The 10,690-nt window shown below is 36.6% G+C and carries 11 protein-coding genes; all 11 read right to left on the minus strand.

Features of this window, described 5'->3' with window-relative positions:
• Positions 1-26 precede the first annotated feature (26 nt).
• Positions 27-1,184: an aminotransferase class V-fold PLP-dependent enzyme gene (locus EHS13_RS36100; protein WP_155705151.1), complete on the minus strand. Its 1,158-nt coding sequence runs from the start codon at positions 1,182-1,184 to the stop codon at positions 27-29.
• Positions 1,185-1,384: 200 nt separating this feature from the next.
• Entirely contained in the window at positions 1,385-2,245 is an 861-nt protein-coding gene (locus EHS13_RS36105) for a ParB/RepB/Spo0J family partition protein (protein WP_155705152.1), read from the minus strand.
• Entirely contained in the window at positions 2,238-2,999 is a 762-nt protein-coding gene (locus EHS13_RS36110; protein WP_155705650.1) for a ParA family protein, read from the minus strand. The genes EHS13_RS36105 and EHS13_RS36110 overlap by 8 nt, the downstream gene beginning before the upstream one ends.
• 41 nt (positions 3,000-3,040) lie before the next feature.
• Complete coding sequence (noc, locus tag EHS13_RS36115) at positions 3,041-3,859, minus strand: nucleoid occlusion protein (protein WP_155705153.1); 819 nt, start codon at positions 3,857-3,859, stop codon at positions 3,041-3,043.
• Positions 3,860-3,974: 115 nt separating this feature from the next.
• Positions 3,975-4,697 carry a 16S rRNA (guanine(527)-N(7))-methyltransferase RsmG gene (rsmG, locus tag EHS13_RS36120; protein ID WP_155705651.1) on the minus strand — a complete coding sequence of 241 codons (723 nt, stop codon included), beginning with the start codon at positions 4,695-4,697 and terminating at the stop codon, positions 3,975-3,977.
• Between the two features lie 16 nt (positions 4,698-4,713).
• Entirely contained in the window at positions 4,714-6,618 is a 1,905-nt protein-coding gene (gene mnmG / locus EHS13_RS36125) for a tRNA uridine-5-carboxymethylaminomethyl(34) synthesis enzyme MnmG (protein WP_155705154.1), read from the minus strand.
• Positions 6,619-6,709: 91 nt separating this feature from the next.
• Positions 6,710-8,086 (minus strand): tRNA uridine-5-carboxymethylaminomethyl(34) synthesis GTPase MnmE, encoded by a 1,377-nt coding sequence (mnmE, locus tag EHS13_RS36130; RefSeq protein WP_155705155.1) that lies wholly within the window; start codon positions 8,084-8,086, stop codon positions 6,710-6,712.
• Positions 8,087-8,180: 94 nt separating this feature from the next.
• The gene (gene jag / locus EHS13_RS36135) at positions 8,181-8,801 is read right to left on the minus strand and encodes an RNA-binding cell elongation regulator Jag/EloR (RefSeq protein ID WP_155705156.1); all 621 of its coding nucleotides are present in this window, start codon (positions 8,799-8,801) and stop codon (positions 8,181-8,183) included.
• Positions 8,798-9,589 carry a membrane protein insertase YidC gene (yidC, locus tag EHS13_RS36140; protein ID WP_155705157.1) on the minus strand — a complete coding sequence of 264 codons (792 nt, stop codon included), beginning with the start codon at positions 9,587-9,589 and terminating at the stop codon, positions 8,798-8,800. The genes jag and yidC overlap by 4 nt, the downstream gene beginning before the upstream one ends.
• Positions 9,590-9,666: 77 nt before the next feature.
• Positions 9,667-10,020: a ribonuclease P protein component gene (rnpA, locus tag EHS13_RS36145; RefSeq protein WP_155705158.1), complete on the minus strand. Its 354-nt coding sequence runs from the start codon at positions 10,018-10,020 to the stop codon at positions 9,667-9,669.
• Positions 10,021-10,122: 102 nt separating this feature from the next.
• Positions 10,123-10,257 carry a 50S ribosomal protein L34 gene (gene rpmH, locus EHS13_RS36150; protein WP_155705159.1) on the minus strand — a complete coding sequence of 45 codons (135 nt, stop codon included), beginning with the start codon at positions 10,255-10,257 and terminating at the stop codon, positions 10,123-10,125.
• Between the last annotated feature and the right edge of the window lie 433 nt (positions 10,258-10,690).

Consider the following 10,690-nt stretch of genomic DNA (forward strand, 5'->3'; position numbering starts at 1 on the left):
TATTCCATCCCCTTAGATGCTAATTTTTACTTTGTGTAGTGTTTACTAATTTCTTTAATCGATTGGACAAAATGTGCCACTTCATCCTCTGTCGTATAAAAACCAACACTTGCTCGGACTGCACCCGTTTCCGTTGTGCCTGCAGTTTGATGTCCCAATGGAGTACAATGAAAACCTGCCCGGACCGCTATTTGAAAAGTATGGTCTAATATAAACGCTAACTCCGAAGCATCAACCTGTTCCATCACAAATGATACAATACCTGTTTTATCTTCCCCAATAGCTGGGCCTATTATTTGAATGCCTTTAATTTCTTTAATGCCCTCCATCAACCTTTGAGATAGAGACCACTCCTTAGCATGTATAGCTTCTACAGTTTGTTCTAGCACAACTTTAATACCCTCGTTTAACCCTACAATGCCCACCGTATTCTGAGTCCCAGCTTCATAGCGATCAGGCCGCACCAAGGGCTGCTCTATCGCCTCAGATTGGCTTCCCGTCCCACCTTGCAATAAGGGCTCCAAATCGAGCTCCGGATGAATGTACAGGCCCCCAGTGCCCTGTGGCCCCAACAATCCTTTGTGTCCTGGAAAAGCTAGCATGCTAATCCCCATTTTTTGTACATCTATAGGCAGAGTCCCCGCTGTCTGAGCCGCATCCACTAGAAAAACCAGCTTTTTATCACGACAAATTTCTGCAATTTCTGACAAAGGAACGATTGTTCCTAAGAGATTAGAGCTGTGGCTGCATATCACGAGCTTTGTATTGTGCTTAATGGCAGCTCGTACATTTACCGGATTTACATTACCAGTTATATCGGATTGGATATATGTAATCTCTATATTTTTTGTTTTGCGCAAATACTCCAAAGGCCTTCTAACTGAGTTATGTTCAATGCTCGTAGTGATCACATGATCACCTTCTTTAAGCGCGCCTTTAATGGCTAAATTAAGAGCTTCCGTCGTATTCATGGTATAACAGATATCATTAGGATTAGAAATACCGAATAGCTTGGCAAGGCTTTTTCTAGTTTCGAATAAGGCTCTACTCGCATTAACTGCCATCTGGTGGCTGCCTCTGCCTGGGTTAGCACCATTCTCAGTCAAGTAATTTGTCATTGCTTCAACAACCTGTTTGGGCTTAGGCCAAGAAGATGCCGCGTTATCAAAATAATAGGTTTTCATTGATTGTTCTCCTCCTCTCGTGTATTCAAGGATAACCGACTACGCCGTCTTTAGGGCGGTCCATTTGTCCGGAATTCTAAGATCAGTATATAGAAATAACTTATAATACTTTCTTAGAATTTAAAAAGGTCTGCTCTTCGAATCGTTTAGAGCGCCTTCGCTCACACCGCTCCGCTGAACAGACCATCATTAGTTACAATTCAAGAAATTCTTCCTTGCAGCAGTTCTAATAGTCTTTCCAAATCGTCTTTAGAGTAATACATCAATTCAATCTTTCCTTTATTGTTTTGATGTTTTATCTTGACTGTAGTTCTAAATTGATCTCTTAAATTTTCTTCTAGCTGATTGATATACGGATCTTTTTTAACTGATGATTTGGTAGGTGCTACTGCATCCTTTGTTCCAGCTTCATCTTGTTTCTTTATTACATCTTCTAATTCTCGCACACTCCATTGTTGAAGTATGGCTGCTTCAGCTAATTCTTTTTTCGTTTTATCATTCTTAACGCCAGCAATTGCTCTAGCATGACCCATTGATAATGTTCCACGTGAAACATGTTGTTTAATTTCTTCTGGTAATTGAAGCAGTCTTAGAAAGTTTGCAACGTGCGAGCGGCTTTTACCTACCTTCACTGAAAGCTCTTCTTGAGTTAATGTAAATTGTGTCATAAGAGATTGATAGGCAACAGCCAATTCAATTGCATTTAAATCTTCACGTTGTACATTCTCAATTAATGCAATTTCCATAGCTTGTTGATCAGAAAATTTCTTAACAACAGCGGGAATAGTTGCCGCTCCACAAACCTGAGAAGCTCGGAAACGTCTCTCCCCTGCTATGATTTCATACCCTTTTAAAACAGTACGAACAATAATAGGTTGGATTACACCGTGTTCTTTAATTGAAGCCGCCAGCTCATTTATACTATCTTGATTAAATGTTTTTCTGGGCTGGTAAGGATTTGCACGAAGCTGTGATAAAGGAATCTCAAATACCTTTTCATCATCTTTAATGTCTAGTGAAGGAATTAAAGCATCTAAGCCTCGACCCAATCGCTTACTCATAAGAGATCACTTCTTTCGCAAGTTCTAAGTATACTTCTGCACCTTTGGAACGCGGATCATAAGTTATAATAGATTGTCCATGACTTGGGGCTTCGCTTAATCTAACATTACGAGGGATAATAGTTTGATAGACCTTCTGTTGAAAATACTTTTTAACTTCTTCAATAACTTGAATACCAAGATTGGTTCTAGCATCAAACATAGTTAATAAGACGCCTTCAATTTGCAATGTAGTGTTTAAATGTTTTTGAACCAATCTTACTGTATTCAACAGTTGACTTAAACCCTCTAAAGCATAATATTCGCATTGGATAGGTATCAATACAGAATCAGCTGCAGTTAAAGAATTTATAGTTAGAATGCCTAATGATGGTGGACAGTCAATTAATATGTAATCAAACTGATGTTTTACCAAATGCAAAGCTTTCTTTAATCGAACTTCTCTTGAAATTGTAGGAACTAACTCAATTTCAGCACCAGCCAATTGAATAGTGGCAGGGATGATTTTTAAGTTTGGGACATTAGTTTCAAGAATTGCATCTTTGGGATGAACATCATTAATTAAAATATCATATATGCAATTAGCAACATCCGCTTTGTTAATACCTATTCCGCTTGTCGTATTCCCTTGTGGGTCAATATCTACTAATAAAACTCTTTTACCCATTGAAGCAAGTGATGCCCCAAGATTGACAGATGTAGTGGTTTTACCTACCCCACCCTTTTGATTTGTTATTGCAATGATCTTAGACAACTCTTTCACCTCAGTATTCATAACGATCCAGCCGTAGCCGTTTATTTCTTTGGAATCTTAATTATAATTTCGTAGTAGTCTTCATAATCATTTTCATTTGTATTAACTTCCATGCCCGAGCTGTTTATCATTTCAACAGATTGTCGAATGGTATTCAAAGCTAATCGAACATCTTTGGAAAAAGATACTCTACGTTGTTTTTTTATTTTTGCTGATTCTTTGAAGAATTCAACCCTTGCCTCTGTTTGTTTTACATTCAAATCCTTAGAAATAATATCCTCCAAAACTTTAATCTGCAATTCTTCTGAATTTAAGGAAAGAAGTGCTCTTGCATGTCTTTCAGTAATTTTACGTTCCATTAAAGCTTGTTTAACGGGGTCACATAATTGCAATAACCGAATTTTGTTAGCTATAGTTGATTGGCTTTTCCCTAGTCTTTGAGCAAGACTCTCTTGTGTTAGCTGATGAATTTCCATCAAACGTTGATAGGCAATAGCTTCTTCGACTGCAGTTAATCCTTCACGCTGCAAATTTTCAATTAAAGCAATAGAAGCAGCTTGAGCATCATTAATCTCTCTGACTATTCCAGGAATGGTTTCCATACCTAATTTCGATACGGCTCTAAACCGTCTTTCCCCGGCAATGATTTCATATTTATTGTTGCGAAGCCTTACTACTATTGGTTGAATTACACCATGGGTTTTGATCGTTTGACATAATTCATCAATTCGATCTTCATCAAACACAGTTCTAGGTTGGTAGGGACTAGGAACAATTTCATGAATCGGTATATTTTTAATTTCTTCATTAGAAACACTTTTATCTGCAAAACCAAACAGTTTCGATATTTGCTCCTTCATAACGAACGACTACCACCTAACTAATTAGCAATAAAAGCTACACTGTTATAAATTCTCCACCAAGTGTTAAATATCCTGCTTAAATAATATGTTCCACGTGAAACAAACTCGACAATTATATTAATGGTTCCTTTGAAGGAATACCTGCCTTACGCGGATACAGAATAGGAGTCAAAGCCTTCTTCTGTATAACTATAAGATGACGGTTTGCTTGCTCAAAAGGCAGTTCAAAACTAAAAGTTTTCGAGAGGTTAGCTTTTAATTGTTTAAGACTATATTTAGCCTCATTAAGCTCATCTGTTGGATCAGAACCTTTCATAGCAACAAAAAGACCCGACTTATTTACAAACGGCAAACACAGCTCACTTAAAACATTTAATTTAGCTACTGCCCGAGCAGTCACCAAATCAAAATGATCACGGTAATTAACATTTCTAGCTAAGTCCTCTGCTCTTCCATGAACACAAGAAACATTATCCAAATGTAGAAAACTAACAATGTGATTCAGAAACTGAATTCTCTTATTAAGAGAGTCTACTATAGTAATTTTCAAATGAGGGAAAATAATTTTTAATGGAATGCTTGGGAAACCTGCTCCAGAACCAATATCAGCTAAAGTCTGAATATCCGGTAAAGAGACATAAAAAGAAAGAGATACAGAGTCATAGAAATGTTTAATGTACACCTGTTCTCTTTCTGTTATGCCGGTTAAATTCATTTTTTCATTCCAAATAACTAACTGCTCATAATAATCAGAAAATTGTTTAAGCTGGTATACGCTCAATGAAATACCTTGAGCCATTAACAAATCATAAAATTGATTTTCAACTGCGTCCATATCAAGGAACCATTCCTTATCCATTAAGTGATCCCGCTCTAGCCGCGGTTACACGATTGTAATGCTCTAAGTAAATAAGTAATACGGAAATGTCAGAAGGAGTAACTCCCGAAATACGAGAAGCTTGACCAATAGAAATTGGCATTATCTGAGAAAGGCGTTGTTTTGCTTCATTAGATAGTCCGTGTATTGTCATGTACTCAATATCTTCTGGGATTTTCTTTTTTTCCATTTTTCGCAGACGATTAACTTGAATTTGCTGTTTTTCGATATATCCTGCATATTTGACCTGAATTTCGACTTGTTCTTTAACCTCATCCGATAGATTAATGGGTGCAGGCGAAATTTGCTCAATTAAAGAATAAGTAACTTCTGGTCTACGCAATAATGATAATAAATCAATAGCATTTACAAGCGGCACTGTACCGGCTTGTTCAAGTAGTTGTTGAATAAGTACGTCAGGTTTTGCCTTCTCATTACTTAATCTTTCAAGTTCTTGTTCTACCAACTGTTTTTTTGCAAGAAATCTTTCGTGTCTCTCATCTGTTATAAGACCTATTTCGTGGCCAATCGAAGTTAGGCGCATGTCCGCATTATCATGTCGCAGCAATAAACGGTATTCTGCACGTGATGTTAACAACCGATAAGGTTCAGTAGTACCCTTTGTAACTAAATCATCAATCAATACACCAATATATCCTTCAGACCGTTCTAACACCACTGCTTCTTTCCCTTGTGCTTTTCTTGCTGCATTAATGCCAGCCATTATTCCTTGACCTGCAGCTTCTTCATAGCCTGATGTCCCATTGATTTGCCCTGCAGTAAATAGATTTTCTATCTTTTTCGTTTCTAATGATGGTTTAAGCTGCGTTGGAACCATTGCGTCATATTCAATAGCATAACCGGTTCTCATCATCTCAACCTTTTCAAGTCCAGCAATAGAGCGAAGAATTTTTAATTGCACTTCCTCCGGCATACTTGTGGAAAGCCCTTGAACATAATATTCCTTAGTATTGGCACCTTCTGGTTCTAAGAAAATCTGATGCCTTGGTTTATCGCTGAAGCGAACAATTTTATCTTCAATGGATGGGCAATAACGCGGACCCGTCCCTTCAATTGCACCTGTAAACATAGGCGCTCGATACAGATTATCGCTGATTATTTCATGAGTAGTCTCACTTGTATATGTCAACCAACACGGAATTTGTTTGCGATCAGAAGACTCAGTCTCATAGGAGAAAAATTTAGGTTTATCATCACCTGGCTGAATTTCCGTTTTGCTAAAATCAATCGAATCTTTATGAACACGCGGAGGTGTCCCAGTCTTGAAACGCACTAAATCAAAACCTAAATTTTTTAGGGACTCCGACAGTTTAACTGAAGGCTGTTGGTTGTTAGGACCACTTTCATACATCAATTCACCCATAATTACTTTACCACGCAGATAAGTACCCGTAGTCAGAACAACAGTTTTCCCATAATAATGAGCACCTGTTTTTGTAATGACACCTTTACACTGCTCATTTTCGACAATTAATTCTTCAACCATTCCTTGACGAAGTGTTAAGTTTTCTTGAAGCTCTATTGTTTCCTTCATTGTATGTTGATATAGAAATTTATCTGCTTGCGCGCGTAAAGCATGTACTGCTGGACCTTTAGCTGTATTAAGCATACGCAATTGGATGAAAGTTCGATCTATGTTTCGACCCATTTCGCCACCTAATGCATCAATTTCACGAACAACATGACCTTTGGCAGGGCCTCCAATAGAAGGGTTACACGGCATAAAAGCAACCATATCCAAATTAATCGTCAGCAAAAGAGTTCGACAACCCATACGAGCAGCAGCAAGCGCAGATTCACACCCCGCATGCCCGGCCCCTATAACAATTACATCATATTCACCTGCTGTATATTCCATTAATTAACCCTCCTAAAAGTTTTCGTCAGTAAACTAGCATCGTAAGCATAAGCTGAGCTTGCCTTAGCAAGCTTTCTTCGTAAGCAATAGATCACTTACCCAAACAAAATTGCGAGAAAATTTCATCTATTAAAGAATCACCAGCTGTATCTCCAACAATCTCACCTAAAAGCTCCCAAGCAGATCTAACATCTATTTGGATAATATCAATAGGCACTTCTATATCGGCAGCCTCAATAGCATCCTGCAAAGCTCTGTTAGCTTGATTTAAAAGATGGATATGCCTTACGTTACTAACATAAGTAAAATCATTTGACTCGAGCTCTCCATTAAAGAATAAAGCTGATATCGCCTTCTCTAGCTGCTCAACGCCTTCGTTTTGTTGTAATGAAAGCATTACAACTCGATCCATTGAAACTTGTTGATATAAAAAAGGTAATTCTATTTGCAACGGCAAATCCGTTTTATTAACAATTATTATGGTTTTACGATCCTTCAGCTGCTCCAATAAATCATAATCATCCGGTTGAAGTGGTTCAGCTGCATTTAACATCAAAAGAATCAAATCCGCGTCTGTTAAAGCTACCCTTGATCTTTCTACACCGATTTTTTCGACAATATCTGAGGTTTCTCTAATACCAGCTGTATCCAGAAGTTTTAAAGGGATTCCATTAATCGTAACATACTCTTCAATTACATCTCTAGTGGTTCCAGCAATTTCCGTAACTATGGCCTTATTTTCCTGTGCCAATGTATTTAGTAATGAAGACTTTCCTACATTAGGTCTGCCAATAATAGCAGTAACAATACCTTCTCTAATAATTTTACCTTGATTAGCAGCTTTTAATAATAAATTAACTTGCTCAATTGCTAACACACTTTTGTCTTTAATATAAAGATGCGTAAGATTGTCAACATCATGCTCAGGATAATCTATATTAACTTCAATATGAGCCATTAAACTAACTAGTTCATGACGCAGCTTTTTAATCTTTAATGATAAAGAACCTTCTACCTGCTTAAGAGCAATTTTAAATGCACGATCTGACTTAGCGCGGATCAAATCGATAACTGCTTCTGCTTGCGATAGATCAATTCGACCATTTAGAAAAGCACGTTTAGTGAATTCACCTGGCTCCGCTATCCGTACATTCTCATTCAGCAATTCATTTAATACTTGTTTTACTGAAACTAAACCACCATGGCAACCAATTTCCACTACATCTTCCATCGTAAAAGAACGCGGTGCACGCATAATTGTTATCAGAACTTCTTCAATACGTTCCTGCGAAATTTTAGTTTTAATATGACCATATTGAACTGTATGAGAAAGAGCATCGCTCAATTTATGTCTAGCTTCAAAAATCTGATCTACTGCATGAATCGCATCTGGACCACTTACACGGATTACAGATATTCCACCTTCACCCATAGGCGTGGATATAGCTGCAATTGTATCACTTATCATCACCGCAAACACCTCAACCTGAACCTTTTCTATAACAGCTCTTTCAAAAAAAACAATGACTTCTGTTAGAAGAACTAGAAGTCATTGCGTTACTTTAATTTCTTAGTGCAATTACAACTCTGCGATTAGGTTCTTCGCCTTTACTAAAGGTTTTAACAATAGCATGATCCTGAAGCTGAAAATGAATGATTTTCCGTTCCTGAGGCGACATTGGTTCTAGCACAACTTCTTTCTTGAAACGAATAACTCTTCCAGCAAGACGTGTTGCTAGTTCTTCCAATGTCTTTTTTCTTCGTTCACGAAAGCTCTCGGCATCTAACACAATACGCAAATGTGTTTTTGAAAAACGATTTGCCACAATATTAACTAAATATTGGAGTGAATCTAAAGTTTGCCCTCTTCTGCCAATCAATATTCCTAGATCAGTACCAATCAAATTAAAGGTAATGCCTTCTTCTGTAACATGCTTATCGACTTGAACCACTAAATTCATAGCAAGGAAAACTTCATTTAGAAAAAAAATCGTTTGTTCTAAAGTATCAGGTATTACTTCAAGTTCAACTTTAGCTTCCTTGGCACCAATAAGTCCAAACAAACCTTTAGAACCATGTTGAAGAACAGTAATTTTCACACGATCCTCTGTCGTATTCAATTCAGCTAAACCAAGTTTAACTGCAATTTCTACTGTTTTACCTGATACTACGATTTTTTTCATTTATTTTTTCCACCTTTACCTTTAGATGCAGCTTTAGATGACGGTGCATCAATAACTAATGCAGCACCTTTGTTCTTTGAGCCTCCGTAAATAAAGTAAGATTGAATAATCGTAAACGTATTACTGTATACCCAATACAATGGAAGGGCCGATGCAAAATTCATTGACATTACAAAAATTAGAACTGGAAAGATAAACATTAGTGCTTGCATCTGTGATGTCATTTGAGTTGCCATAACCTTCTGTTGTAGGAAAGTAGTCAAAGCTGCTAATGTCGGTAAAATATAAAGATGATCCGGCTGACCTAATTGTAACCATAAGAATGTATGATTGTGTATATCTGGATTCCGCATAATAGCTTGATACAAAGCAATTAAAATTGGCATTTGCACCAATAAAGGAAAACAACCTGCTAATGGATTGACACCATTCTGCTGAAACAGCTTCATTGTTTCTTCTTGTTGTTTTTTAGGGTCGTCTTTATATTTTTCTTTCATTTTCTTAATTTCCGGTTGTAACGCTTGCATTTGTTTAGAACTGCGATATTGTTTAATTGTTAAAGGAAGAATAATTAAACGAATAATAATTGTTACAGCAAGAATAGCCAGTCCATATTGACCCCACAGGTGATCTTTAAACCAATCCAACGCCTGTGAAAATGGATGAACAAAATATCTAACGAAAAATCCCATATTATCTGGATCAATAGGTTTTGTTACTGTAGAACAACCAGACAAAACAATCATTAACAAAGCCAAAGGCCACAATTTATACAACCGACGAGTCATGAAGTCCTCCTTAAATTCTCGAAACTAAACAAGCTATATTCAAATATAGCATAAAATGTATGATAAAGAAAAGAACACTAACATCCTTTTCTTTTTTTATACAGATTGGCCTTTTTTAGCACGTGCATCATACAACTTTCTATTTGTTCATAGTCCATTACAGCAATTGGCTTTCTAGCAATGAGAATAAAATCAGCGGTTAAGGTAATTCCATCCTTATGCAATCTAACTATTTCTTTCATTACTCTCCGTAAACGATTTCTAACAACAGCATTTCCGATTTTTTTACTTACAGAAACGCCTAATCGAAAGAACTCATGCTCTGGCTTCGTTAAATGGTAAAGCACAAACTGTTGGTTTGCCACTGATTTACCGAAACGGAATACCTTATTAAAATCTTCCCTTTTCGCTAAACGATGTTGTTTATGCATCGCGCACGCTCCACTACATTATCTATCTCTCCTATAATAAGAAGAAAGCTACATTATTTAATGTTTTACTGAAAAAAAAGACCACTCGATAGTGGTCTCGGATTATGCTGTTAATTTTTTTCTGCCTTTTAAGCGACGCGCTTGGATAACGCGACGGCCGTTCTTAGTACTCATACGAGTACGAAAGCCATGATTTTTTTTACGTTTTCTTACATTTGGTCTAAATGTCGGTTCCATCTATTTTGCACCTCCCGAATAATTACAGTCAAAAACACCTTTAACAATTAAAACATTTTCAGCATCAAAAGTCAACTAAAAACGAACACCCGTGGACAACTATTCTCTTTTAAAAAATTGTTAACAAAATATAAACAATATATAGTGTTGTACACAACTTTTATACACAAGGTATGGAAAGTGTGGATAAAGACTATAAAAACGTTGAAAATCAATCTGTATTTTGCTATATTTATATTGTTTTCTTTTGTGGATAAAGTGTAAAAAATGATGTATTATCAACAATCTGTGGATAAGTTTGTTAACAAATCAACTTTAATCAATATTATAGCTAAGTTATTATATTAATATGTGTATAACTTGATTTAATGTGTATAAAAAGTTATCATTTGTGGCTGCTGTCGCTTAGTTGCATAAGAAGGAGTGAACGATC

The sequence above is a fragment of the Paenibacillus psychroresistens genome, assembly GCF_009728935.1.
In the GTDB taxonomy this organism is placed as follows: Bacteria; Bacillota; Bacilli; order Paenibacillales; family NBRC-103111; genus Paenibacillus_AC; species Paenibacillus_AC psychroresistens.

Bases quoted from the DNA above. Each gene is read 5' to 3' on its own strand.
- jag (WP_155705156.1), bottom strand. From the start codon at position 8,801: ATGAAAAAAATCGTAGTATCAGGTAAAACAGTAGAAATTGCAGTTAAA.
- mnmE (WP_155705155.1), bottom strand. From the start codon at position 8,086: ATGATAAGTGATACAATTGCAGCTATATCCACGCCTATGGGTGAAGGT.
- rnpA (WP_155705158.1), bottom strand. From the start codon at position 10,020: ATGCATAAACAACATCGTTTAGCGAAAAGGGAAGATTTTAATAAGGTA.
- yidC (WP_155705157.1), bottom strand. From the start codon at position 9,589: ATGACTCGTCGGTTGTATAAATTGTGGCCTTTGGCTTTGTTAATGATT.
- rsmG (WP_155705651.1), bottom strand. From the start codon at position 4,697: ATGGACGCAGTTGAAAATCAATTTTATGATTTGTTAATGGCTCAAGGT.
- noc (WP_155705153.1), bottom strand. From the start codon at position 3,859: ATGAAGGAGCAAATATCGAAACTGTTTGGTTTTGCAGATAAAAGTGTT.
- EHS13_RS36100 (WP_155705151.1), bottom strand. From the start codon at position 1,184: ATGAAAACCTATTATTTTGATAACGCGGCATCTTCTTGGCCTAAGCCC.
- EHS13_RS36105 (WP_155705152.1), bottom strand. From the start codon at position 2,245: ATGAGTAAGCGATTGGGTCGAGGCTTAGATGCTTTAATTCCTTCACTA.
- rpmH (WP_155705159.1), bottom strand. From the start codon at position 10,257: ATGGAACCGACATTTAGACCAAATGTAAGAAAACGTAAAAAAAATCAT.
- mnmG (WP_155705154.1), bottom strand. From the start codon at position 6,618: ATGGAATATACAGCAGGTGAATATGATGTAATTGTTATAGGGGCCGGG.